23 protein-coding genes are annotated in these 22,979 nt (G+C 71.5%); 19 read left to right on the top strand and 4 right to left on the bottom strand.

The window, feature by feature from the left end; translation table 11 throughout:
• Positions 1-135: 135 nt before the first annotated feature.
• The 7 genes from ITJ64_RS16180 to ITJ64_RS16150 all read left to right on the top strand — a co-directional run bounded on the left by ITJ64_RS16180 (position 136) and on the right by ITJ64_RS16150 (position 7,844).
• Complete coding sequence (locus ITJ64_RS16180; RefSeq protein WP_194681724.1) at positions 136-858, top strand: TetR/AcrR family transcriptional regulator; 723 nt, start codon at positions 136-138, stop codon at positions 856-858.
• Positions 855-2,168, top strand: a complete 1,314-nt coding sequence (locus tag ITJ64_RS16175; protein WP_194681723.1) for an MFS transporter — start codon at positions 855-857, stop codon at positions 2,166-2,168. The genes ITJ64_RS16180 and ITJ64_RS16175 overlap by 4 nt, the downstream gene beginning before the upstream one ends.
• A gap of 73 nt (positions 2,169-2,241) precedes the next feature.
• Positions 2,242-3,504, top strand: coding sequence for an alanine racemase (locus tag ITJ64_RS16170; protein ID WP_194681722.1), 1,263 nt, complete (start codon positions 2,242-2,244; stop codon positions 3,502-3,504).
• Positions 3,501-4,835, top strand: coding sequence for a D-arabinono-1,4-lactone oxidase (locus ITJ64_RS16165; RefSeq protein WP_194681721.1), 1,335 nt, complete (start codon positions 3,501-3,503; stop codon positions 4,833-4,835). The genes ITJ64_RS16170 and ITJ64_RS16165 overlap by 4 nt, the downstream gene beginning before the upstream one ends.
• Positions 4,832-6,283, top strand: coding sequence for a glycoside hydrolase family 1 protein (locus tag ITJ64_RS16160; protein WP_228508697.1), 1,452 nt, complete (start codon positions 4,832-4,834; stop codon positions 6,281-6,283). Before ITJ64_RS16165 ends, ITJ64_RS16160 begins: the two co-directional genes overlap by 4 nt.
• 86 nt (positions 6,284-6,369) lie before the next feature.
• Positions 6,370-6,936 (top strand): LemA family protein, encoded by a 567-nt coding sequence (locus tag ITJ64_RS16155; protein WP_173181474.1) that lies wholly within the window; start codon positions 6,370-6,372, stop codon positions 6,934-6,936.
• A gap of 35 nt (positions 6,937-6,971) precedes the next feature.
• Entirely contained in the window at positions 6,972-7,844 is an 873-nt protein-coding gene (locus ITJ64_RS16150) for a M48 family metallopeptidase (protein ID WP_194681720.1), read from the top strand.
• A gap of 244 nt (positions 7,845-8,088) precedes the next feature.
• Here ITJ64_RS16150 and ITJ64_RS16145 read toward each other — a convergent pair whose 3' ends face one another.
• Positions 8,089-9,279 (bottom strand): DNA glycosylase AlkZ-like family protein, encoded by a 1,191-nt coding sequence (locus ITJ64_RS16145; RefSeq protein ID WP_194681719.1) that lies wholly within the window; start codon positions 9,277-9,279, stop codon positions 8,089-8,091.
• A gap of 126 nt (positions 9,280-9,405) precedes the next feature.
• Between ITJ64_RS16145 and ITJ64_RS16140 the strand changes: the two genes are divergently transcribed.
• Genes ITJ64_RS16140 through ITJ64_RS16110 form a run of 7 tightly spaced genes read left to right on the top strand, consistent with a single transcriptional unit; the run spans position 9,406 to position 16,439 of the window.
• Positions 9,406-10,554 (top strand): ABC transporter substrate-binding protein, encoded by a 1,149-nt coding sequence (locus ITJ64_RS16140; RefSeq protein ID WP_194681718.1) that lies wholly within the window; start codon positions 9,406-9,408, stop codon positions 10,552-10,554.
• Positions 10,551-11,441 carry an ABC transporter permease gene (locus ITJ64_RS16135; RefSeq protein WP_370545222.1) on the top strand — a complete coding sequence of 297 codons (891 nt, stop codon included), beginning with the start codon at positions 10,551-10,553 and terminating at the stop codon, positions 11,439-11,441. Before ITJ64_RS16140 ends, ITJ64_RS16135 begins: the two co-directional genes overlap by 4 nt.
• Complete coding sequence (locus tag ITJ64_RS16130) at positions 11,438-12,385, top strand: ABC transporter permease (RefSeq protein WP_194681717.1); 948 nt, start codon at positions 11,438-11,440, stop codon at positions 12,383-12,385. The genes ITJ64_RS16135 and ITJ64_RS16130 overlap by 4 nt, the downstream gene beginning before the upstream one ends.
• Positions 12,382-13,500: an ABC transporter ATP-binding protein gene (locus ITJ64_RS16125; RefSeq protein WP_194681716.1), complete on the top strand. Its 1,119-nt coding sequence runs from the start codon at positions 12,382-12,384 to the stop codon at positions 13,498-13,500. Before ITJ64_RS16130 ends, ITJ64_RS16125 begins: the two co-directional genes overlap by 4 nt.
• Before the next feature lie 48 nt (positions 13,501-13,548).
• The gene (locus tag ITJ64_RS16120) at positions 13,549-14,781 is read left to right on the top strand and encodes an AI-2E family transporter (RefSeq protein WP_194681715.1); all 1,233 of its coding nucleotides are present in this window, start codon (positions 13,549-13,551) and stop codon (positions 14,779-14,781) included.
• Positions 14,774-16,018: a threonine ammonia-lyase gene (gene ilvA / locus ITJ64_RS16115; RefSeq protein ID WP_194681714.1), complete on the top strand. Its 1,245-nt coding sequence runs from the start codon at positions 14,774-14,776 to the stop codon at positions 16,016-16,018. Before ITJ64_RS16120 ends, ilvA begins: the two co-directional genes overlap by 8 nt.
• Positions 16,019-16,064: 46 nt before the next feature.
• A complete protein-coding gene (locus ITJ64_RS16110; RefSeq protein WP_194681713.1) occupies positions 16,065-16,439 on the top strand; it encodes a hypothetical protein in 375 nt (124 codons plus the stop codon).
• Positions 16,440-16,763: 324 nt separating this feature from the next.
• Here the strand turns inward: ITJ64_RS16110 and greA are convergent, their stop codons facing one another.
• Together greA and ITJ64_RS16100 are read right to left on the bottom strand one after the other, a co-directional pair.
• Positions 16,764-17,252, bottom strand: coding sequence for a transcription elongation factor GreA (gene greA, locus ITJ64_RS16105; RefSeq protein WP_173181466.1), 489 nt, complete (start codon positions 17,250-17,252; stop codon positions 16,764-16,766).
• A gap of 60 nt (positions 17,253-17,312) precedes the next feature.
• Positions 17,313-17,801, bottom strand: coding sequence for a DUF4307 domain-containing protein (locus ITJ64_RS16100; protein WP_194681712.1), 489 nt, complete (start codon positions 17,799-17,801; stop codon positions 17,313-17,315).
• A 126-nt stretch (positions 17,802-17,927) separates the two neighbouring features.
• Here ITJ64_RS16100 and mca point away from each other — a divergent pair, with 126 nt between their 5' ends.
• Both mca and ITJ64_RS16090 read left to right on the top strand, forming a co-directional pair.
• Positions 17,928-18,785 carry a mycothiol conjugate amidase Mca gene (gene mca / locus ITJ64_RS16095; RefSeq protein WP_194681711.1) on the top strand — a complete coding sequence of 286 codons (858 nt, stop codon included), beginning with the start codon at positions 17,928-17,930 and terminating at the stop codon, positions 18,783-18,785.
• On the top strand, positions 18,782-19,114 hold the full coding sequence (locus ITJ64_RS16090) for a hypothetical protein (protein ID WP_194681710.1): 333 nt from the start codon (positions 18,782-18,784) through the stop codon (positions 19,112-19,114). The genes mca and ITJ64_RS16090 overlap by 4 nt, the downstream gene beginning before the upstream one ends.
• Here ITJ64_RS16090 and ITJ64_RS16085 read toward each other — a convergent pair.
• Positions 19,104-19,862 carry a hemolysin III family protein gene (locus ITJ64_RS16085; RefSeq protein ID WP_194681709.1) on the bottom strand — a complete coding sequence of 253 codons (759 nt, stop codon included), beginning with the start codon at positions 19,860-19,862 and terminating at the stop codon, positions 19,104-19,106. The two genes, ITJ64_RS16090 and ITJ64_RS16085, sit on opposite strands and share 11 nt — an antisense overlap.
• An 84-nt stretch (positions 19,863-19,946) precedes the next feature.
• Here ITJ64_RS16085 and ITJ64_RS16080 point away from each other — a divergent pair, with 84 nt between their 5' ends.
• The 3 genes from ITJ64_RS16080 to ITJ64_RS16070 all read left to right on the top strand — a co-directional run bounded on the left by ITJ64_RS16080 (position 19,947) and on the right by ITJ64_RS16070 (position 22,979).
• A complete protein-coding gene (locus ITJ64_RS16080) occupies positions 19,947-20,735 on the top strand; it encodes an isoprenyl transferase (RefSeq protein WP_194681708.1) in 789 nt (262 codons plus the stop codon).
• Between the two features lie 219 nt (positions 20,736-20,954).
• On the top strand, positions 20,955-22,325 hold the full coding sequence (locus ITJ64_RS16075; RefSeq protein ID WP_194681707.1) for a PhoH family protein: 1,371 nt from the start codon (positions 20,955-20,957) through the stop codon (positions 22,323-22,325).
• Positions 22,326-22,421: 96 nt separating this feature from the next.
• On the top strand, positions 22,422-22,979 hold the full coding sequence (locus tag ITJ64_RS16070; protein ID WP_194681706.1) for a prepilin peptidase: 558 nt from the start codon (positions 22,422-22,424) through the stop codon (positions 22,977-22,979).

The following is a 22,979-nucleotide window of genomic DNA, read 5'->3' as shown; positions in this document are numbered from 1 at the left end:
AAACACCCCCGCCGCGTTTCGGATGGAATTCACAAGACAGCCGTAGACGTCACCACCGCCGCTGGGCCATACTGGCGCGACTGGGTCATCTGACCCACTCGCCGCATCCGGATCCGCCGACCGCGAGGAGCGCGCATGGCCCGCCTGCCCGTCGCCGAGCGCCGCCGCCGGCTGCTCGCCGCGGCCTTCACGGTGATCTCCCGCGTCGGGGTCGCCGGGGCCACGACCCGCGCGATCGTCGACGAGGCCGGCATGAAGCTGGCGAGCTTCCACTACGCCTTCGCCTCCCGCGAGGAGCTGCTCGCCGAACTCGTCGGCGACGTGATCGGCCGCACCGAGGTGGTGCTCGCCGTGCCGCCGCGCGACGGCGAGAGCCTCGGGCAGCTGCTCGAGCGCGGTCTGCTTCGCTACCTCGACACGGTGCGCGAGGCACCCGAGCGCGAGCGGGCGATGTTCGAGCTCACCCAGTACTCCATGCGCACGCCCGGGCTCGAGGGCCTCGCCGCCCGACAGTACGAGGGCTACCGGGCGCTCGCCGCGGCGTCGCTCACCAAGGCCGCCGAGAGAACCGGATGCGCGTGGCAGCGCCCCCTCGACGAGCTCGCCGCGCACCTGGTCGCCCTGACCGACGGTCTCGCCCTGGCGTGGCTCGCCGACGCCGACGACACCCGCGCCCACCGCACCGCGGCCTTCGCGGCCCGCGCCCTGGCGGCGGAGTCCCGCCCCCTCACCGTGCCGCCCCGCCCCCTCGGCGAGCCGCCCCGCCCCCTCGCCGACCCATCCCGCTCCCTCACCGAGCCATCCCGCCCCCTCGCCCCCACTCCGGCACCGCCCACCCGACCCGGGGAGCCCGCATGACCGCCGTCCCGCCCACCGCCTCCACCCCCGCCGCCGGCCCGCAGCCGGACGCGCTCGCCGAACCCACCCGCCGCGTCGGCGGCCGCTGGGTCGCCCTCTTCGGCGCCGCCTGGCTCGGCATCTGGATGGCCCAGCTCACCCCCGTGCAGCTCCTCCTCCCACTCCAGATCGACGAGCACCTGGCAGTGTCCGGCACCGGCGCCGGCGGCACCCCCGCGTGGACCGACAGCGTGATCGCCTTCGGCGTCATCTCGGCCGTCGCCGGCGTCTTCGCCCTGATCGCCTTCCCCGTCACGGGCGCCCTCTCCGACCGCACCACCTCCCGCTTCGGCCGCCGCCGCCCCTGGATCGCCGGCGGCACCCTCCTCTTCGCCGCCTCCCTCCTCCTCCTCGGCCTCCAGACCGGTCTCGTCGGCATCGCCGTCTTCTGGACGCTCGCCATCGTCGGCTTCTGCGTCCTCTCCGCCGCCCTCACCGCCGCCATCAGCGACCAGGTGCCGGTCGATCAGCGCGGTCTCGTCTCGGCGTTCATCTCCGCGCCCCAGGCGGTCGGCCTCATCCTCGGCGTGCTGCTCGCCACCCTGCTCTTCACCGGGCAGCTGCTCGGCTACACGGCGATGGCGGTGCTGCTGGTGCTGCTCGTGGCGCCGTTCTGCCTCCTGGTGCCGGATGCGCGGCTGCACCCCGCGCAACGGCCGCCCCTGACCCTCCGCGCCCTGGTGGAGGGCTTCTGGGTGAGTCCGCGCGAGCATCCGGACTTCGGCTTCACCCTGCTCAGCCGCATCCTCGTGAACATCGGCAACGCGCTCGGCACGACCCTGCTGCTGTACTTCCTGATGTTCGGCCTGAACGACCCGAACGCCGAGGACGACCTGCTCGTGCTGATCGTGATCTACACGATCTTCGTGGTGCTCGCCTCGGTGGTGGCGGGGGCGCTGAGCGACCGGCTGCGGCGACGGCGCGTGTTCGTGCTGGCGGCCGCGGTGCTGCAGGCGCTGGCCGCGCTGCTGCTCGCGTTCGTGCCCGAGCTGACGGCCACGATGATCGGGGCGGCCCTGCTCGGCCTCGGCTACGGCTGCTTCCTCTCGGTCGACCAGGCGCTCGCCACGCAGGTGCTGCCCGACCCGGCCTCCCGCGGCAAGGATCTCGGCATCATGAACATCGCCACCGCCGTGCCCCAGGCCGTCGCCCCGCTGGCGGGCGCGGCGATCGTCACCCTGCTCGGCGGTTTCCCGGCCCTCTTCCTCGTCTCGGCGCTCTTCGGCTTCGGCGGTGCCCTCGCCGTCAGCCGCGTGCGGAGCGTGCGATGAGTGCGACGCCCCCGGCCCTCGGCGCGAGCCGCGCATCCGCCCACCCCACCCATCCCGGCGCGAGGAGCGTGCGATGACCCTCGACCTCAGTCCGCACCCCGCCGACGGGCAGCCGTGGCGCGACCAGCAGCGCTACTGGCGCGGCCTCACCGCCGCGACCGCCGACCGCGAGCCGCCCGTCGCCGTGATCGGCCTCGCCGCTCTGCGCCACAACGCCCACTCCATGCTCCGGCGAGCCGGGGGCATGCCGATCCGGGTGGCGAGCAAGTCCGTGCGGGTGCGGGCGGTTCAGGATGCGGTGCTCGCGCTGCCCGGATACGCGGGCATTCTCGCCTACACGCTCCCCGAGGCGCTCTGGCTGGCGGGCCGCCGCCCCGACGAGATGCCCGACATCGTGGTGGGCTACCCGACCGCGGACCGGGAGGCGATCCGGGCCCTCGCGGCCGACGAGCGCGCGGCGGCGGGGGTGACCCTGATGGTCGACTCGGTCGCCCACCTCGACCTGATCGACTCGGCCGTCGCGCCGGAGGCTCGGCCGCGCATCCGCGTGGCCATCGAGCTCGACGCGTCGTTCTCCGCCCCGGGGCTCGGCCGCCTCGGCGTCTGGCGCTCGCCCGTCGCGACCGCCGACGAGGCACGGACGCTCGCCGTGGAGATCGCGCGCCGGCCCGGCTTCGCCCTCGTGGGAATGATGGCCTACGAGTCGCAGATCGCGGGCGTCGGCAACCGCCCCCGGGGCGGGCTCGCCGACCGCCTGGTGAAGGGCCGCGTGATCGACTGGATGCAGCGGCACTCGGCCGCCGAGCTCGCCGAGCGCCGCGGCGCCGCGGTGGCGGCGGTGCGCGCGGTCGCGCCGCTCGAGTTCGTCAACGGCGGGGGCACCGGATCGCTCGAGTCGACGAGCGCCGACCCCTCCGTGACCGAGGTCGCGGCCGGCTCGGGCCTGTTCGGCGGGCACCTCTTCGACACCTACTCCCGCTTCACGCCCGCGCCGGCTGCGGCCTTCGCGCTGCCGGTGGTGCGGAAGCCCCGCCCCGACATGGCCACGCTGCTCGGCGGGGGCTGGATCGCCTCCGGCCCGCCCGCCCCCGACCGGCTGCCCGAGGTCGTCTGGCCCCGCGGCACCCGGATGCAGGCCCGCGAGATGGCGGGGGAGGTGCAGACGCCCCTGTCCGGTCGCACGGCGGCGGCGCTCGCCGTGGGCGACCGGGTCTGGCTGCGGCACACCAAGTCGGGGGAGCTGGCCGAGCACGTGAACACCTTCTGCGTGGTCGACGACGGCGCCGTGGTCGACGAGCTGCCGAGCTACCGCGGCGAGGGGCAGGCGTTCCTGTGACGGCGGCGAACGGCACCTGGCGCAACTGGGCGCGCACCGAGCGGGTGAAGCCCCAGCGGGTCGAGCGGCCGACGAGCATCGGAGCCGTGCAGCGCGCCCTGCGGGCGGCGGCCCGCGGCGGGCAGCGCATCAAGGCGGTCGGCGCCGGCCACAGCTTCACGGGCATCGCGGTGGCGACCGGCGTGCTGCTCGAGCTCGACGCCCTGAGCGGCCTCGTCTCGGTCGACCGCGAGCGCTCCCGGGTCACCCTGCTCGCCGGAACCCGCCTGCACCAGCTGCCCGCCCTGCTCGGCCCCCACGAGCTCGCGCTGGCGAACATGGGCGACATCGACCGGCAGTCGATCAGCGGGGCGATCTCCACCGGCACCCACGGCACCGGCGCCCGCTTCGGCGGCCTCGCCACCCAGGTCGTCGGGCTCACCCTGGTGACCGCCGACGGCGAGCTGCTGCGCATCGACGAGCACGAGAACGCGGAGCTGCTGCCGGCGGCCGCGCTCTCGCTCGGCGCCCTCGGCATCATCGTCGAGGTGACGCTGCAGTGCGTTCCGGAGTTCGTGCTGCACGCCGTCGAGCGCCCGGCGCCGCTCGACGCGGTGCTCGACGCTCTGCACGGCCCCGAGGGCCTCGTCGACACGAGCGACCACTTCGAGTTCTACTGGTTCCCGCACACCCGTTCGGCCGTCACCAAGACGAACACCCGGCTCCCGGCCGGAGCGCCGACACGGCCCCTCTCGCGGATGAGCGCGTTCGTCGACGACACCCTGCTCGCGAACGGCGTCTACGGGGTCACCTGCGCCGCGGGCCGGATGGTGCCGGGGATCATCCCGACCGTGAACGGCCTGGCCGAGCGGCTCTGGTCGAACCGCGAGTTCTCCGACCGGTCGCACCGCGTCTTCGCGACCCGCCGCACCGTGCGCTTCCGCGAAATGGAGTACGCCGTGCCGGCCGCCGACGTGCCCGCGGTGCTGCGGTCGATCGACGCGCTGATCGAGGAGCGTGGCTGGCGCATCTCGTTCCCGATCGAGGTGCGGTTCGCCCCCGCCGACGACCTCTGGCTCTCCACGGCCTCGGGCCGCGACAGCGGCTACATCGCGGTTCACCGCTACTATCGCGAAGACCACCGCGAGTACTTCGAAGCGGTCGAGGAGATCATGACCGCCCACGCCGGCCGCCCCCACTGGGGCAAGCTGCACACCCGTTCCGCCGCCGATCTGTCGGCGCTCTATCCGCAGCACGGCGCCTTCGTGGCGCTGCGCGACCGGCTCGACCCCCGCGGCCTGTTCACGAACGCCTACCTCGACCGCGTGCTCGGGACGCCGGCCGGCGCATGAGCGGCGCCCTGCGGATGACGCCCGAGGAGCGCCGCGAGTTCGCCCGCGACCTCGGCGGCCGCCTGCCCGACGGCTTCGTGCTCGGCACGGCGACGAGCGCCTTCCAGATCGAGGGCGCCACCCACGAGGGCGGCCGCGGCCAGTCGGTCTGGGACGCGTTCACCAGTCAGCCGGGCCGCATCCTCGACGGCTCGACCGCCGACCGCGCATCCGATTTCTACCACCGGGTGGAGGAGGACGTCGAGCTGCTGCACGACCTCGGCGCCGACTCGTACCGCTTCTCGTTCGCCTGGCCGCGCCTGCAGCCCGAGGGCAAGGGGCCGTTGCGCCGCGAGGGCGTCGACTTCTACGAGCGGATGCTCGACCGCCTCGACGACGCCGGCATCGACACGATGGCGACGATCTTCCACTGGGACACGCCCAACGAGCTGGCCGGCGGCTGGATGGCCCGCGACACCGCGCTGCGCTTCGGCGACCTCGCCTTCGCGCTCGGGGAGCGCTTCGGCGAGCGGATCGGCCGCTGGGCCACGATCAACGAGCCCGCCACCGTGACGCTCTACGGCTACGGCCTCGGCGTGCACGCGCCCGGCGCCACCCGTCTGTTCAACGCGCTGCCGGCCGCCCACCACCAGCTGCTCGGGCACGGCCTCGCGGTGCAGGCGCTGCGGGCGGCCGACGTGCGCGGTGAGATCGGCATGGTCAACGTGCACACGCCGGTCGTCGCGGCCACCGACTCCGACGCCGACGTGGCCTTCGCCGAGCTGTTCGACGTGCTGCACAACCGCGTCTTCGCCGACCCGGTGCTGCTCGGCCGCTACCCCGAGTTCCCCGAGGGCTTCGAGCCGCTGTTCTCGGCCCTCGGCGAGGCCGATCCGGCCGACCTCGCGCTGATCGGGCAGAAGCTCGACTTCTACGGCCTGAACTACTACGCGCCCACGCGCATCGCCGCCGGCTCGGGCGGCCCGGCCACCCCCGACGGCACCTCCCGCGCGATGGGATCGCTGCCGTTCCATCTCGAGCCCTTCCCCGAGTACCGCAGCACGGGGTTCGGCTGGCCGATCGCGCCCGAGTACCTCGGCGTCGCCCTCGACGAGCTCGCCGAGCGCTACGGCGAGGCGCTGCCGCCGGTGTTCGTCACCGAGAACGGGGCGTCGTTCCCGGATGCGCGGGAGCTCGACGAGACCGACGGAACGCCCCACGTGCACGACGGCGCCCGCATCGACTACCTCGCCGGCCACCTCGACGCAGCGATCTCGGCCGTCTCCGGCGGCGGGCCGGCCTCGGCGATCGACCTGCGGGGCTATTACGTCTGGTCGCTGATCGACAACTTCGAGTGGGCCGCCGGGTACACGCAGCGCTTCGGGCTGGTGCACGTCGACTTCGAAGACTTCACCCGCACCCCGAAGGACTCGTACCACTGGTTCCGGCTGCTCGCCGAGTCGCGCTGACCGCGGCGGGCGCGACGACGACCGGATAGCTGGGAGAGCACCGCTTTCCCCCTGAGAGGGCGCTTTCCGGTCGATATACTGCTCGCATGGAATGGCTGATCCCGCTCATCGTCGTCGTCGCCCTGGTCGTCATCGCCGGCATCTACCTCTGGGCCACGTACAACTCGCTCGTCACCCTGAACGTGCGCGTCGACGAGGCGTGGAGCGACATCACCGTGCAGCTGAAGCGCCGTGCCGACCTGCTGCCCAACCTGATCGAATCGGTCAAGGGCTACGCCGCGCACGAGAAGGCGGTGTTCGAGAACGTCACCCGCGCCCGCGCCGAGACGCTCTCCGCCCAGGGCCCCGCCGAGGCGTCGCAGGCCGAGAACCACATGCAGAACGCGCTGAAGAGCATCTTCGCGGTGGCCGAGGCCTACCCGCAACTCCAGGCGAGCCAGAACTTCCTGCAGCTGCAGGCCGAGATCGTCGACACCGAAGACAAGGTGCAGGCGTCGCGCCGCTTCTACAACGGCGGTGTGCGCGAGCTGAACACCAAGATCAAGAAGTTCCCCAACACGATCTTCGCCCGCCGCCTCGGCTTCTCGGAGCGCGAGTTCTTCGAGGTCAGCGACGTCGCGGCGATCGCCGAGCCGCCGCGCGTGCAGTTCTAACGCTGCCCCGCCGGCCTGCCCCGCGATAGGAATCCATGTATTCCGCGATAGCGAAGAACAAGCGCAACACCGTCGTCATCATCCTGCTGTTCCTGCTGATCATCGGCGGGCTGGGGTGGCTGGCGTCGTACATCTACGGCAACCTGTCGATCGTGATCATCACGCTCGTGGTGGCCATCGGGTACGCGCTCATCCAGTACTTCGCGGCCTCCGGTCAGGCGCTCGCCATGAGCGGCGCGCACCAGATCGAGAAGCGCGACAACCCGCGCCTGTGGCGCATCGTCGAGAACCTCTCGATCACCACCGGCACGCCGATGCCCAAGGTCTACGTCATCGACGATCCGGCACCCAACGCCTTCGCGACGGGGCGCGACCCCGAGCACGCGATCGTCGCGGCGACCACCGGTCTCCTCGACATCATGGACGACGCGGAGCTCGAGGGCGTCATGGCCCACGAGCTCGGGCACGTGCGCAACTACGACATCCGCGTCTCGATGATCGTGTTCGGACTGGTCGTCGCCGTCGGGTTCATCGCCGACATGTTCCTGCGCATGGCCTTCTTCGGGCGCAACAACAACAACGGCAACCCGATCGTCATGGTCTTCGGGCTCGTCGCGATCCTGATCGCGCCGCTCGTCGCCACCGTCGTGCAGCTCGCGGTCTCCCGGCAGCGCGAGTACCTCGCCGACGCCACCGGCGCCCTCACCACCCGCCACCCGGATGCCCTGGCCAGCGCCCTGCAGAAGCTCGCCGCCTACGGCCGCCCCGTGCAGCGCCAGTCCTCCTCGATGTCGCACATGTGGATCGCCGACCCCAACAAGCCGGGCGTCATCGACAAGCTCTTCTCCACCCACCCGCCCATCCCCGACCGCGTCGAGCGCCTGCGCGCCATGGGCGGGGCGTTCTGAGCTAGCTGCGCTCGCGGCGCCGGCTGCGCGCGCTTCGCGCACTCCGCCGGTGCCGCTCGCTGTGCGCCGCCGCCTCTGCGGCGCACCTGGCCGGTGTCTTCCGCGAACCACCGTGTCGGCGGCTCCGACCGGCGGGCGCGCCGTACACGCCGCCGCGCCCGCCCCACTCCGTGGGCCGCGCGGTCTCGGCGCGGTGTACACCCACCCGCCCATTTCGCGAGTGGGCAGTTTTGGGGCCGGGGAATCAGGCCAGGGCGGCGGTGAGGGCGGGGGCCAGGGTGCCGCGGGGGGCGACGGCGAGGGCGGGGAGGTTCTGCCAGGCGGCCGCCGCGCGGAGGAGGGCCGCGATGCGCGGGACGTCGGAGGGGTCGAGGTTGGGCTCGGCCCAGGCCGCCTGCACGCGGAGCACGCCCGCCTGGCGGTCGCTCTTCAGGTCGAGGCGGGCCGGGATGCGGTCGTCGATCAGCACCGGCAGCACGTAGTAGCCGTAGGTGCGCTGCGGCTGCGGCGTGTAGATCTCGATGCGGTAGTGGAAGTCGAACATGCGCAGCGCCCGCTCCCGCCGCCACACCACGGGGTCGAAGGGGGAGAGGAGGGCGGCCGCCTCCAGCCGTCGCGGCAGCCGGGCGTCGCGGTGCAGCCACGCCTCCCGGTTCCAGCCCGCGACAGTGACCGGCCGCAGCTCGCCGGTGTCGACCAGCCGGGAGACGGCGGACCGCGCATCCGCCTGCTTCAGCCGGAAGTAGTCGGCGAGGTCGCCGAGCGTGCCCACGCCGAGGGCCCGGGCCGACTGCGAGACCAGCGCCGCGATGGCATCGGAGCGCGAGACCGAGGCGGCATCGTCGAGCACCGACGCCGGCAGCACCTGCGCCGGCAGCCCGTACACCCGCTCGAACCGCTGTCGCCCCGCCGACACCACGTCGCCCTGCCGGAACAGCGTCTCGAGCCCCCGCTTGACGTCGGACCACCCCCACCACGGCCCCTGCCGCCGGTTCGACTCGTGCTCGATCTCGCTCGCCCGCAGCGGCCCGCGCGCGGCGAGCTCGGCCCGCAGCCAGTCGAGCGTCGCCCCGTTCGACGCCGCCCACGAGTCGGGCCGGGCCGCGTAGTAGGCGCGGTACTCGTCTTTGCGCCACTGCAGCAGCGGCAGCGTCGCCACCGGCAGGAACGACGCCTCGTGCGCCCAGTACTCGGTGACCCCGCGCCCGTAGGTGACCCGGTCGAGCACCGCCTTGTCGTAGGCGCCGAGCCGCGCGAACACGGGCTGGTAGTGGCTGCGTTCGTAGACGTTCACCGAGTCGATCTGCAGCAGGGCGAGGCGCTGCAGCAGCAGGTTGAACTGCCTCGTGCCGGGCACGGCGACGGATGCTCCGCCGAAGCCCTGGGCAGCGAGGGCGACTCGACGGGCGAGTGCGGGGGACAGGTCATCGGCCACAGCAGAACCCTACCCACCACCGCCGACACCGAGCGTTCACGGACGGTTCACGGTCACGACGGCGCCGGGACGTCCGGCGCTCCTACTGTCCAGAGGTCACCCCGAACACAGCATGAAGGAGAACCCTTGCTCACCAAGCGCTTCGCGATCGCCGGCACCGCCGTCGCCGCAGCCCTCGCCCTCGGCCTCGCCGGCTGCTCCGCCGACGCCTCCGCCACCGGCGGCTCCAGCACCGACGGCGGATCGGTCGACGCCGCCACCGCCACGAACCTCGACGCCTTCGGCGGCCTGGAGGGCCTCGAGGAGGCCGCCAAGGCGGAGGGCGCGCTGAACGTCATCGCGCTGCCCCGCGACTGGGCGAACTACGGCGCCGTGCTCGACGCCTTCGCCGAGAAGTACCCCGAGATCACGATCAACGAGGCCACCCCCGACGCGTCCAGCGCCGAGGAGATCCAGGCCGCCGAGAACCTGGCCGGCCAGGACACCGCCCCCGACGTCTTCGACGTGGGCGCCGCGGTGGCCCTCGCCAGCACCGACCAGTTCGCCCCCTACCAGGTCGCCACCTGGGACGAGATCCCGGAGGCGCTCAAGGAGCAGTCCGGCCTCTGGACCGGCGACTACGGCGGATACATGGCCATCGGCTATGACCCCGACGCCGTTCCCGAGCCCAAGAGCCTCGACGACCTGCTCGGCGCCGACTACAAGGGCAAGGTCGCCATCAACGGCGACCCGACCCAGGCCGGTGCGGCCTTCGCCGCCGTCGGCCTCGCCGCGGTGCAGAACGGCGGCTCGGTCGACGACTTCCAGCCCGGCATCGACTTCTTCACCGAGCTGCAGAAGGCCGGCAACTTCGTCAAGATCGACCCGACTCCCGCCACCATCGCCTCCGGTGAGACCCCCGTCGTCTTCGACTGGGACTACCTCAACGTCGGCTACGGCAAGGACCTCGAGGGCCAGCGCAACTGGAAGGTCACCATCCTCCCGGACACCGGCTACGCGGGCTACTACAACCAGGCCGTGAACGTCGACGCCCCGCACCCCGCGGCCGCGCGCCTCTGGCAGGAGTTCCTCTACAGCGACGACGCCCAGAACCTCTGGCTCGCCGGCGGCGCCCGCCCCGTGCGCGCCGAGGCCATGGCCGAGGCCGGCACGATCGACGAGGACCTGTTCAAGGCCCTGCCGACCGTCCCGGGCGAGACCGTCGTGCCCGACGCCGACCAGGCCGAGGCCGCCTCGACCCTGCTCGGCGAGAAGTGGGCGTCGGCGGTCCAGTGACCTCGACCACCCTGCCCCGAGCACGCTCCCGTTCCCGGTTCGCCGGGAGCGGGAGCGTGCTCGGGCTCGTGCCGTTCACGGCCTACGTCCTGCTCTTCCTCGCCCTCCCGACCGTCATCGCGGTCGGCACCGGCTTCTTCGACGGCGACGGCGCGTTCACCCTCGACAACATCACCGCCCTCGGCGACCCGGTGCTCCTCGCCACCTTCGGCAACTCGCTCTGGCTCTCGGCCCTGACGGCCGTGATCGGCGCCCTCGTCGGCGCCCTGTTCTGCTACGCGCTGATCGGCGCGAAGCCCACGGGCATCCTGCGCTCGGTCGTCGACGCCGCGAGCGGTGTGCTCGCCCAGTTCGGCGGCGTGATGCTGGCCTTCGCCTTCGTCGCGACCATCGGCATTCAGGGCATGATCACCGTGCTCCTGCGCGACAACCTCGGCGTCGACATCTTCGCGAACGGCGTCTGGCTCTACGACGTGCCCGGCCTGATCCTCCCGTACATCTACTTCCAGGTGCCCCTGATGATCATCACCTTCTCGCCCGCGCTCGAGAGCCTCAAGCCCCAGTGGGCCGAGGCGACCGCGATGCTCGGCGGCGGCATCGGCAGCTACTGGCGTCACATCGGCCTGCCCGTGCTGCTGCCCTCCTTCCTCGGCAGCCTGCTGCTGCTGTTCGCGAACGCCTTCTCCTCCTTCGCCACGGCCGCCGCGCTGACCAGCCAGGGCTCGCAGATCGTGCCCCTGCAGATCCGCAGCGCCCTGACCAGCGAGACCGTGCTCGGTCACGAGAACCTCGCCGGCTCCCTGGCGCTCGGGATGATCGTGGTGATGGTCGTCGTGATGACCCTCTACTCGCTGCTGATGCGCCGCACCGCGCGGTGGGTGCGATGAGCGCGCGCGACACGGCCGGCACCGAGGCGGTGAGCCGCCGCGACGTCTCGGGCGTGCATCCGGGCCCCTCGACCGCCACGCGCTGGGTCATCGTCGCCGTGATCGGCCTGCTCTTCCTCGTGCCGATCGCCTCGATGCTCGAGTTCACCCTGCGCGGCGGCCTGGCCGGCGGCTACACCCTCGACCGCTGGGCCGCGGTGTTCGGCGGCGGCCTGACGGGGGAGTACAAGCCCATCGTCACCGGCCTGACGAACTCGCTGCTGCTCGCGGTCGTGACCGTGGCGGTGATGCTCGTGCTGCTGGTGCCGACGATGGTGCTGGTGCGCATCCGCTTCCCGAAGCTCCAGCGCGTGCTCGAGTTCGTCTGCCTGCTGCCCATCACCATCCCGGCGATCGTGCTGGTGGTGGGGCTCGCCCCGGTCTACTCGGTGGTCGCGCGGATGTTCGGCAGCGGTGTCTGGACCCTGGCCTTCGCCTACGGCGTCATCGTGCTGCCCTACGCCTACCGCTCCATCCAGGCGAACCTGCAGGCCGTCGACGTCGTGACCCTGAGCGAGGCGGCGCGATCGCTCGGAGCCGGCTGGGCGACGATCCTGTTCCGGATCGTGGTGCCGAACATCCGACGGGGCCTGCTCGCCGCCGCGTTCATCGCCGTCGCCGTCGTGCTCGGCGAGTACACGATCGCGGCCCTGCTCAACCGGGTGAACCTGCAGACGGCGCTCGTCGTCGTCTCGAAGGCCGACCCGTACATCGCCGTGATCATCGCCCTGCTCGCGCTCGTGTTCGCCTTCGTGCTGCTCGTCGCCATCGGCCGCATCGGCGGCGGGCCGGGCTCCCGGCGCCGCCGCACCGCGCCTCCCGCCGCCCCCGCGGCACCCACCACCCCGCTCGCCCCGGCCACCGGCGCCGCCGAGCCCACGACCCAGGAAGCAGCCCTCCGATGACCCTCTCGCCCCCGCGCCCCGCCACCCCGGCGCTCGACGAGCCCCGCAGCACCGGCTCCCGCGTCGAGCTCCGCGGCATCGTCAAGGAGTTCACCGGCGGCGCCCGCGCCCTCGACGGCATCGACCTCGTGATCGAGCCCGGCGAGCTGGTCGCCCTGCTCGGCCCCTCGGGCTGCGGCAAGACGACCGCTCTGCGCGTGCTCGCCGGGCTCGAGAGCGCCACCGACGGCACCGTGCTGATCGACGGCTCCGACGTGTCCGGCCTGCCCGCGCGCTCCCGCGACATCGGCATGGTGTTCCAGTCGTACTCCCTCTTCCCGCACATGACGGCGCTCGCCAACGTCGAGTTCGGGCTCCGGATGCGCCGGGTGCCCGCCGACGAGCGGCGCCTGCGAGCGGGCGACGCCCTCGAGATGGTCGGTCTCGGCGGCTTCGGCGGGCGCTACGCCCACGAGCTCTCGGGCGGCCAGCAGCAGCGCGTCGCCCTCGCTCGCGCGCTCGTCACCGAGCCGCGCGTGCTGCTGCTCGACGAGCCGCTCTCGGCGCTCGACGCCCGGGTGCGGGTGCAGCTGCGCGACGAGATCCGCCGCATCCAGCAGGAGTTCGGCATCACCACGGTCTTCGTCACCCACGACCAGGAGGAGGCCCTCGCGGCCGCCGACCGGGTCGCGGTGATGCGTTCGGGGCAGATCGAGCAGATCGGTGCCCCCGACGAGATCTACTCCCGCGCGGCGACGCCGTTCGTGGCCGAGTTCGTGGGGTCGAGCAACCGGATGCGAGGCTCGGTGTCCGGCGGGACGGTGCAGCTCGGCACCGTGCGGCTGCCGCTGATCGACGCCACGCAGCCCGACGGTGAGGTCGTGGCGTTCGTGCGGCCCGAGGACATCCGGCTGAGCCGGGCGTCGGACTGCGCATCCGGAACCGCCTCGGCCGGCGTCGTGCCCGCCGAGGTCGTCTCGACGAGCTTCCTGGGTTCGTACCGCCGCACCACGGTGGCGCTCGAAGACGGCACCGTGCTCACCGTGCAGCACCCCGCGAACCTCGTGCCGGTCGCCGACGAGCGGGTCGTGCTGGAGTTCGACGGAGCGCCCGTGGCGGTCTCCCGCTGGGAGTAGTGCCGCGCATGCGGGCGAACGCATACGACCGCTCCTAGACTGACCCCTATGGCCGAGAAGGAACCGGGCAGGACCCGTCGGGACGCACTGGACTCCGTGCCCGCCGGCATGCAGATCGCGGGCGCCTGGTCGTGGCGCATCCTCGTGGTGCTGGGCGTGCTCGCGGTGCTGATCTTCCTGATCATCCAGCTGCGGCTGCTGATCATCCCGGTGATGCTCGCGGTGGTGCTCTCGGCGCTGCTGGTGCCGTTCAAGAACTTCCTGGTGCGGCACCGCTGGCCCTCGTGGCTCGCGATCGTGACCGCCGAGGTGGGCACCCTCGTGGTGGTCGCCGCCCTGATATTCCTCGTCGCGACCCAGGTCTCCTCGGGCTTCGCCGACCTGCGCTCGCAGTCGATGACCTCGTACAACGACCTGAAGTCCTGGCTCGCCTCGTCGCCGCTGCAGGTCTCGGAGAGCGACTTCAACGGCTACGTCACCCAGGTCTGGGACGCGGTGCAGCAAGACAGCGGCATGCTCATCTCGGGCGCGGCCGCCGTCGGCTCGAGCATCGGGCACGTGCTCACGGGCGCGCTGCTGACGCTGTTCGCGACGCTGTTCATCCTGATCGACGGGGAGCGCATCTGGCGCTGGGTCGTGCGCCTGTTCCCGCGCAAGGCCCGCGCGGCCACCGACGGGGCGGGGCGCACCGGGTGGCAGACGCTGCAGAACTTCGTGAAGGTGCAGATCCTGGTGGCGTCGATCGACGCCCTCGGCATCGGCATCGGCGCCGCCATCCTGCAGGTGCCGCTCGCCATCCCGATCGCGGTGCTGGTGTTCCTCGGGTCGTTCATCCCGATCATCGGCGCGGTGCTCACCGGCGCCGTCGCCGTGTTCATCGCCCTGGTCTACAACGGCTGGGTGATCGCGCTGATCATGCTCGGCGTGGTGCTGCTCGTGCAGCAGCTCGAGGGGCACGTGCTGCAGCCGTTCATCATGGGCACGGCGGTGCGCATCCACCCGCTGGCCGTCGTGCTGGCGGTGGCGGGCGGGTCGATGGTCGCCGGGATCGCGGGGGCGTTCTTCGCGGTGCCCGTGGTCGCGACGCTGAACGTGATGGTGAACTACGTCGCCGGGGGGAGCTGGCGGGAGGACCGTGACACCTGGCTCACTCCCGCGGTCGCGCTGCCCGATGGCGGCCCGCCGGCGGCCGGCGCCGGCACGGCTGCTGCCGCGACACCTGCTCCCGCGCATCCTGAAGCCGCGCATCCTGACCCGAAGGACCCACCCGCCCATGACTGATTCCACCACGCGGCTCGCCTACCCGTCGCTGGCCGAGATCGAGGAGGCGCGCATCCGCGTCTCGCAGGTCGCCCAGGTGACGCCGATGGAGAGCTCGCGGTTCCTCGCGGAGATCATCGGCTCGCCGGTATACCTCAAGTGCGAGAACCTGCAGCGCACGGGCTCGTACAAGATCCGCGGGGCGTACAACCGCATCTCGGCGCTCAGCGACGTCGAGAAGTCGCGCGGCGTCGTGGCGGCCTCGGCCGGCAACCACGCCCAGGGCGTCGCCTTCGCGGCGCGCGAGCTCGGTATCGCCGCCACCATCTTCATGCCGATCGGCGTGCCGCTGCCGAAGCTCCAGGCCACCCGGGCCTACGGCGCCGAGGTGATCCTGCGCGGTCACTCGGTCGAGGAGGCGCTCGGTGCCGCCGCCGAGTACTCGCAGGCCACCGGTGCCGTGATCATCCCGCCGTTCGACCACTTCGACGTCGTGATGGGCCAGGCGACCCTGGGGCTCGAGATCCTCGACCAGGTGCCGGATGCCGACACGCTCGTCGTGCCCATCGGGGGCGGCGGGCTGATCGCGGGCATCGCGGCGGCCGCCAAGCAGCAGGCCGCGGCGCTCGGGCGGAGCATCCGCATCGTGGGCGTGCAGGCCGAGAACGCCGCCGCGTACCCGCCCTCGCTCGCCGCGGGAGAGGCCGTCTCGATCGTGACGACGCCGACGATCGCCGACGGCATCCAGGTCGCGCGCCCGGGCCTTCTGAACTTCGCGATCATCCGCGAGCTCGTCGACGAGGTCGTCACCGTCTCGGAGGCCGACACCGCTCGCGCGCTGCTGCTGCTGCTCGAGCGGGCCAAGCAGGTCGTCGAGCCGGCCGGTGCGGTCGGCGTCGCCGCTATCCTCGCGGGCAAGGTGAAGAACGCGGGCACCACCGTCACCGTGCTCTCGGGCGGCAACATCGACCCGCTGCTCATGCAGCGCGTGATCAGCCACGGCCTCGCGGCGAGCGACCGCTACCTCAAGCTGCGGATCATGCTGCCCGACCGCCCCGGCCAGCTCGCCCGCACGGCGGAGCTCGTCGCCGAGGCCAACGCGAACGTGGTGGAGGTGCAGCACACCCGGCACGGCAAGGGGCTGCAGATCAGCCAGGTCGAGCTCGAGCTGCACATCGAGACCCGCGGGCCCGAGCACCGCGACCAGGTCGTGGCGAAGCTGCGCGACGCGGGCTACGAGGTGCGCGTCGAGGAGTAGGAACTGCTCATAACGCTCTCCCGCGCGATGCCCTGACCATGAGTGGATGATCAAGAACTCGACCCGGCGACTCAGCGTCGTCTCCCTGTCCCTGCTCGCGACGATCGCCGCGGTGGCGGTTCCGGCTGCCGCCCATGCCGAGATGCACGAATTCCCGGCCTGCACCGAGATGCCCTCCGGCGGCTGTCAGGACGGCCCGCTCGGCAACGGCTCCGGCGGCGGTGGCTGGGGGCCCTGGGGTCCGGGCGGTCCGCTCGACTACTATTCTGTGTCTCAGCAGACCGCGGGTGGTTTCACCGCATGGTTCTTCGACCGACGCGACGGAACACCCATGACTGACTCTGACGCAGTGCTCCTGAAGTACACCTACAGCTTCAGCGATTGCCTGAGGCTGCCGCGCGACAGTGTCATCTGCTATTGAGTGAGCCTCCTCTCACGCCGAACCGAAAGTGGCAAGAGTGCTCGATAACAGTTTCACCAGCCGACTATGTTCGCTTGGAAGCGACTCGTCGGCCCTCGGTCATCTCCTCTTCCAGCCCGTCGTGATCATTGTGGTCGCGGTCTGAGGTGCTTCCCGAGGACGATGGCTACCGGGCGGAAACGGGGGGTACGCGGCTGTCATCAACCGGCGGGCATTGGGAGAAGTTCGCACGAGTAGGCGGACGACTATGAGGAGGCCGCCCCCGACAAGAGAAGCCCATGTGATCAGATGATGGTCGGGGTCATGCCTCCGCGGGCGCCGGGGTCAGCCGTTGAAGGTCTCGACGTCGGTGATCTCGACCGTGATGTCGCGGCCGTTGGGGGCCGTGTAGGTGGTCTTCTCGCCGATCTTCAGGCCGATGATGGCCGCGCCGAGCGGGCTCTGCTCGCTGTAGACGTCGAGGTCGGCGTTGCCCGCGATCTCGCGGCTGCCGAGCAGGAAGCGCTCCTCGCCGCCCGCGACCAGCGCGGTGACGACGACGCCCGGCTCGACCTCGCCGTGGCTCTCGCGCTTCTCGCCGACCTGGGCGGTGCGCAGCAGCTGCGTGAGCTGACGGATGCGCGCCTCCATCTTGCCCTGCTCGTCCTTCGCGGCGTGGTAGCCGCCGTTCTCCTTGAGGTCGCCCTCCTCGCGCGCCTGCTCGATGCGCTTGGCGATCTCGAGCCGGCCCGGTCCGCTGAGCTCCTCGAGCTCGTTCGTGAGACGGTCGAACGCCTCCTGCGTGAGCCAGGTGACCTGGGTGTCGTCAGCCATGGAGTACCTCCCTCGAACATGCGGACGCCCGAGCCACCCGGCCCGGACGATCAGGAAAGACTATGTGAGCCAGCAGCTGGAAATCAAACCCGTCGAGGCCAGCTCACTCGTGCGGACGACCTCGGTGAACGAGCGCGTGGGGTTCTCGGACGCGGGCAGCTCGATGACCTTCCAGCCCACCACCGCGAAGCGGTCGTTCAGGGCCTGCACCACGCAGCCCGCCGTCGTGCCGGTGGGCACCGTGACGTCGAACTCGACGCGCACGCTGCGGTCGTCGAGCACCTCGTGCGCCGTGTCCTGCGTGGCGACCGTGGCGTTGGTGCCGTCGAGACCGGCCCAGACCACCCAGACGACGAGCACCACGGCGACGGCGCCGCCGGCGATCCAGGCGAGCAGCCGATTGCCGGCCCGCCTGGCCTTCGTGCGGCCGTAGCGCTCCGCGAGGGCGGGGGAGTCGGTGGTCGCGGCTGCGGCGGCTGCGGTCGCCCGGGAATCGGCGACGGATGCTCCGTCCTCACGCTCCTCGTCGCTGGCCGCTCGCCTGCTCACGTGCCCTCCCTGGGGCCCACTGTCGGATGGACCGATTAGTCTTGTCTGGCCTGGTTTCCCAGGCTCCTGCCTCATTCCAGGCTAATCGCAATTGACGAGGAGTTGAGACCACTGACGCTTCGCCTCATGGCCGTGCACGCGCATCCCGATGACGAATCGAGCAAGGGCGCCGCCACCTACGCCTACTACCTCGACCGCGGTGTCGAGGTGATGGTGGTCAGCTGCACCGGCGGCGAACGGGGCTCGGTGCTGAACGAGGGCCTCGAGCCGCGCCTCTGGGCCGAGCGCGACATGGCCGGCCTCCGCCGCGTCGAGATGGCCGCCGCTCAGGATGCGGTGGGCTTCCAGCACCGCTGGCTGGGCTACGCCGACTCCGGCTACGTCGAGCCCGGCTCGGGCGACTCGCTGCCCGTCAACTCGTTCGGCGTGCTCCCGATCGACATCGAGACCGCGCCGCTCGTGAAGGCCGTGCGCGAGTTCCGCCCGCACGTGCTGATCACCTACGACGAGATCGGCGGCTACCCGCACGCCGACCACATCCGCTGCCACGAGATCTCGATGCGCGCCTGGGAGCTCGCCGGCGATCCGGCCGCCTACCCCGAGGCCGGCCCCGCGTGGCAGATCTCGAAGCTCTACTACGACCGCATCATGAACCCCGACAAGTTCGAGGCCGTGGCGAAGGCGCTCGAGGAGGAGGAGCCCGAGCATCCGTTCCTCGCCCAGGTCGCCGAGATGCGCGAGCGCATGAAAGACCGGCCGAGCTACACGGTCGTGCAGATCCCGTCGGGCGACTTCTTCGACGTGCGCGATCGTGCCCTGCGGGCGCACGCCAGCCAGGTCGCGCCCGACCACCCCTTCTTCTTCTGGCCGAACGACATCCAGCGCCGCGCCTGGCCGTACGAAGACTTCCAGCTGATCGAGTCAAGGGTCGCAGGCCCCGAGGTCGAGACCGACCTGTTCGACGGGATCGAGGACTCCGAATGACGCTCTCGCTCCTCACGACGGCGGGCGCGCTGGGCGCGGCGGGCGCGCTGGGCGCGGTGGTCGCCGACGAGCGCATCCCCGACCCCGACAGCGTCACCCCGGGCATCATCGGCTTCATCGTGACCTTCGGCATCGCCATCGTCACGCTGCTGCTCGTCATCGACATGGTGCGGCGCGTGCGACGGGTCAACCTCCGCGCCCAGGTGCGCGAGGAGCTCGAGGCCGAGATCGCGGCGCGCGACGCGGCGGCCGACGGGCCTGAGGGCACCGCCGGGCCAGCGGGCACCGCCGGGGGGCCCGGTCCGGAGGCTGCGCCGCCTAGCCGTTGAACGGCGGGTCGATCGCCAGCAGCAGGATGGCGGTCCAGTGGCAGAGGAACGCCACGACCGTCAGCGTGTGGAACACCTCGTGGAACCCGAAGCGCCCCGGGAAGAAGTTCGGCCGCTTCAGCGCGTAGGCGAGCGCACCGACCGTGTAGGCGAGCCCGCCGGCGGCCACCAGGATCATCGTGGCCGGGTTCACCGCGAAGATGTCGCCGAGGTACGCCACGGCGGCCCAGCCGAGCGCCAGGTAGAGGATGACGTAGAGCCAGCGCGGCGCCCCGATCCAGAACACCCGGAAGCCGATGCCGAGCAGGGCTCCCGACCACACGATCACGAGCAGCAGCGTGCCCTGCGCCGGTGGCAGCGCGAGCACGGCGATGGGCGTGTAGGTGCCGGCGATCAGAAGGAAGATGTTCGCGTGGTCGATGCGCTTGAACAGCAGCTTCGTCTTCGGCTTCCAGTCGATGCGGTGGTAGAGCGCCGAGTTGCCGAACAGCAGCATCGAGGTGAGCGTGAACACCACGCTCGCCCACTTCGCCGGCGCCCCCTGGGCGAGCGAGATCAGTACGATCCCGGCGACGATCGTGACGGGGAAGGTGCCCGCGTGGATCCAGCCGCGCCAGGTCGGCTTCTGCTCGACCGGGGGGTGCTCGAGCGCGTCGTCGAGCAGCGGGATGTTCGGCAGGTCGGGCCCGCCGTCGGCCGGGTCGGTGCGGCCGGGGCCGGTGGGCGGGACGGGGTGGTGCTCGGGCATGATGCTCACAGTACGCCAGCCCGCGGCCGCACCGGCTGGGAGCGCCGATCAGCGGCAGGCCGCGCGAGCGGGTAACGTATCGATGTGCCGAATGGACAGAAGCGGGTCGCGAAGGGCCTCCTCTACCGTCTCTACCAGCGGCGCATCCGCAAACGCCTCGACAGCGGCGCCGTGCTGCCGAAGCACGTCGCCATGATCCTCGACGGCAATCGCCGGTGGGCCAAGCAGCGGATGCTCGAGACCGCCGCCCACGGACACCGGGCCGGCGCGGCGAAGATCCGCGAGTTCCTCGTCTGGTGCGACGACCTGGGCATCGAGGTCGTCACGCTCTACCTGCTCTCCACGGACAATCTCACCAACCGCTCCGGCGCGGAGCTCACCGAGCTGATCGAGATCATCGCCGATCTCGCCGATGACATCTCGCGCTACCGCGACTGGCGGGTCAAGCACGTCGGCACGAACGAGGGTCTGCCCGAGCCGCTGATCGCCGCGCTCGACGGTGCCGAGGCGCGCACGGCGTCCCGCACCGGGCTGCACGTCAACCTCGCGGTCGGCTACGGCGGGCGCTCGGAGATCGCCGACGCGATCCGCAGCATCATCCAGAAGCACCGCGGCCTCGGTCACGGGCTGGACGAGCTCGAGGCGGCCATCGACCAAGACATCATCGCCGAGCACCTCTACACGGGCGGCCAGCCCGACCCCGACCTGGTCATCCGCACCTCGGGGGAGCAGCGCCTCAGCGACTTCATGCTCTGGCAGTCGGCGCACAGCGAGTTCTACTTCATGGAGGCGCTCGGGCCGGATGTGCGCGAGGTCGACTTCCTGCGGGCGCTGCGCGACTACTCGCGGCGGCAGCGGCGCTTCGGCAGCTGAGCCCCCTCCGGCCGAATTACACCCGTGTAACACACCGTTAATCTTTTGTGATGCGTGTCGTAACCCACGCCCCCGCCATCGGACGTAGGTTCGACTCATCAGGCATGGCGCCTGATCGAGACGGCCACATAAGTACGTTTCGACGATCTCCACCGTGGCCGAATCGCCTACTGATCCGAGCGCCGAGCGCTCGGGGTTGGAGTGGATGTGGCCGAGCCCATGACTCACAGGACCAGCGGGAACAGCACCGGAGAGGACGCAGCACCCAGCACCACCGTTTCGAGTTCGACCAAGACCGCCGAGGTGACCTACGTTCTGGACACCTCGGTTCTTCTGTCCGATCCGAAGGCGATCTTCCGGTTCGCCGAGCACGCCGTCGTCCTCCCGGTGATCGTGATCACCGAACTCGAGTCCAAGCGCAACGACCCCGAGATCGGGTACTTCGCGCGCCAGGCGCTGCGGAACCTCGACGAGCTGCGGGTCAAGCACGAGCGGCTCGACTTCCCGATCTCGGTGGGCACGGAGGGGGGAAGCCTCCGTGTCGAGCTGAACCACTCCAACACCTCGGTGCTGCCGTCGGGGCTGCAGCTGGGGGACAACGACACGCGCATCCTGGCCGTGGCGCAGAACCTGTCGAACGACGGCCTCAACGTCACGGTGGTCTCGAAAGACCTGCCGCTGCGCGTCAAGGCCGCCTCGATCGGCCTCGCCGCCGAGGAGTACCGGGCCGAGCTCGCCGTCGACTCCGGCTGGACCGGGCTCGACGACATCACGCTGCCGGCCGACGCGATGGCGAAGCTCTACGACGAGGAGCGACTGTCGACGCCGCTGGTGCGGGACATGCCGATCAATACCGGCCTCGTCATCCACTCCGATCGCGGCTCGGCGCTCGGCCGCGTGACCGGGCGGGACTCGTTCCAGCTCGTGCGCGGCGACCGCGACGTCTTCGGCCTGCACGGCCGCTCGGCCGAGCAGCGCGTGGCGATCGACCTGCTGCTCGACCCCGAGGTCGGCATCGTGTCGCTGGGAGGTCGAGCGGGGACGGGGAAGTCGGCGCTCGCCCTCTGCGCCGGGCTGGAGGCCGTGCTCGAGAAGCAGCAGCACAAGAAGATCATGGTGTTCCGGCCGCTCTACGCGGTCGGCGGCCAGGAGCTCGGCTTCCTGCCGGGCGACGCGGCCGAGAAGATGAACCCCTGGGCGCAGGCGGTCTTCGACACCCTCGGCTCGCTGGTGTCGCAGAACGTGCTCGACGAGGTGATCGACCGCGGGATGCTCGAGGTGCTGCCGCTGACCCACATCCGCGGACGCTCGCTGCACGACGCCTTCGTGATCGTCGACGAGGCGCAGTCGCTGGAGCGCAACGTGCTGCTGACCGTGCTCTCGCGCATCGGCCAGAACTCGCGGGTCGTGCTCACCCACGACGTCGCCCAGCGCGACAACCTGCGCGTGGGCCGGCACGACGGTGTCGCCAGCGTGATCGAGACGCTGAAGGGCCACTCGCTCTTCGGGCACATCACGCTGACCCGTTCGGAGCGCTCGGCCATCGCGGCGCTCGTCACCGAGATGCTGGAGTCGAACGAGCTGGCGTAGCCCGGCCTCTCCTGCACCATCCCGTCGGGGGCGGTGGCTCTGCACAGTCTGCGGAGCCGCCGCCCTCGTCGTCGTCTTGGCCCCTACCGTGGCCGCATGCAGTTCGTGGTCGTCTCGGTGCCGTTCCTCCACCTGGCTCTCGTCAGCGTGCCGCTGGCGGTGACGGATGCCCGGACCGGGCGTCTCCCGAACGCCCACCTGGTGCCGGGGCTGGTGCTGCTGGCCTGGGCGCTCGCGGCGGTGGGGCTGCACGACCCGCCTTCGGCGTTCGGAGCCGCCGCTGCCGCCCTGGCCGTCGGCGCCGTCGCGGTGGGGCTCTGGGCGGTCGGCGTGCTCGGGATGGGCGACGTGAAGCTCGTGCTGCTCCTGGCGGGGCTGCTGGCGCTCGTGCAGGATGTCGACGGCGGTGCGGCCGTGCGGGTGGCGTTCTGCGTCTGCGCCCTGGTGCTAGCGAGCCTGCTCAGCGCCACGATGGGCGGCGGTGGTGCCGGTGGCGGTGGTGCCGGCGGAGGTGGTGCCGGCGGTGGCGGTTGCGGTCGCGGCGGAGGCGACGGTCGCTTGGACGGCGAGAAGGGCCGGATCCCCGTGGGTCCGGCCCTTCTCGGAGGGTTCTGGCTCGGGCTGCTGCCTTCGCTCGCGCTCTTCGCCGCGTGA

The organism is Herbiconiux sp. VKM Ac-1786 (assembly GCF_015350805.1).
Classification (GTDB): domain Bacteria; phylum Actinomycetota; class Actinomycetes; order Actinomycetales; family Microbacteriaceae; genus Herbiconiux.
This window is presented reverse-complemented; position numbering and strand designations above follow the sequence as displayed.

Bases quoted from the DNA above. Each gene is read 5' to 3' on its own strand.
- ITJ64_RS16110 (WP_194681713.1), top strand. From the start codon at position 16,065: ATGATCAAGAACTCGACCCGGCGACTCAGCGTCGTCTCCCTGTCCCTG.
- ITJ64_RS16155 (WP_173181474.1), top strand. From the start codon at position 6,370: ATGGAATGGCTGATCCCGCTCATCGTCGTCGTCGCCCTGGTCGTCATC.
- ITJ64_RS16130 (WP_194681717.1), top strand. From the start codon at position 11,438: ATGAGCGCGCGCGACACGGCCGGCACCGAGGCGGTGAGCCGCCGCGAC.
- ITJ64_RS16085 (WP_194681709.1), bottom strand. From the start codon at position 19,862: ATGCCCGAGCACCACCCCGTCCCGCCCACCGGCCCCGGCCGCACCGAC.
- ilvA (WP_194681714.1), top strand. From the start codon at position 14,774: ATGACTGATTCCACCACGCGGCTCGCCTACCCGTCGCTGGCCGAGATC.
- mca (WP_194681711.1), top strand. From the start codon at position 17,928: ATGGCCGTGCACGCGCATCCCGATGACGAATCGAGCAAGGGCGCCGCC.
- ITJ64_RS16175 (WP_194681723.1), top strand. From the start codon at position 855: ATGACCGCCGTCCCGCCCACCGCCTCCACCCCCGCCGCCGGCCCGCAG.
- ITJ64_RS16170 (WP_194681722.1), top strand. From the start codon at position 2,242: ATGACCCTCGACCTCAGTCCGCACCCCGCCGACGGGCAGCCGTGGCGC.
- ITJ64_RS16075 (WP_194681707.1), top strand. From the start codon at position 20,955: ATGACTCACAGGACCAGCGGGAACAGCACCGGAGAGGACGCAGCACCC.
- ITJ64_RS16160 (WP_228508697.1), top strand. From the start codon at position 4,832: ATGAGCGGCGCCCTGCGGATGACGCCCGAGGAGCGCCGCGAGTTCGCC.
- ITJ64_RS16090 (WP_194681710.1), top strand. From the start codon at position 18,782: ATGACGCTCTCGCTCCTCACGACGGCGGGCGCGCTGGGCGCGGCGGGC.
- ITJ64_RS16180 (WP_194681724.1), top strand. From the start codon at position 136: ATGGCCCGCCTGCCCGTCGCCGAGCGCCGCCGCCGGCTGCTCGCCGCG.
- ITJ64_RS16120 (WP_194681715.1), top strand. From the start codon at position 13,549: ATGGCCGAGAAGGAACCGGGCAGGACCCGTCGGGACGCACTGGACTCC.
- ITJ64_RS16150 (WP_194681720.1), top strand. From the start codon at position 6,972: ATGTATTCCGCGATAGCGAAGAACAAGCGCAACACCGTCGTCATCATC.
- ITJ64_RS16125 (WP_194681716.1), top strand. From the start codon at position 12,382: ATGACCCTCTCGCCCCCGCGCCCCGCCACCCCGGCGCTCGACGAGCCC.
- ITJ64_RS16070 (WP_194681706.1), top strand. From the start codon at position 22,422: ATGCAGTTCGTGGTCGTCTCGGTGCCGTTCCTCCACCTGGCTCTCGTC.
- greA (WP_173181466.1), bottom strand. From the start codon at position 17,252: ATGGCTGACGACACCCAGGTCACCTGGCTCACGCAGGAGGCGTTCGAC.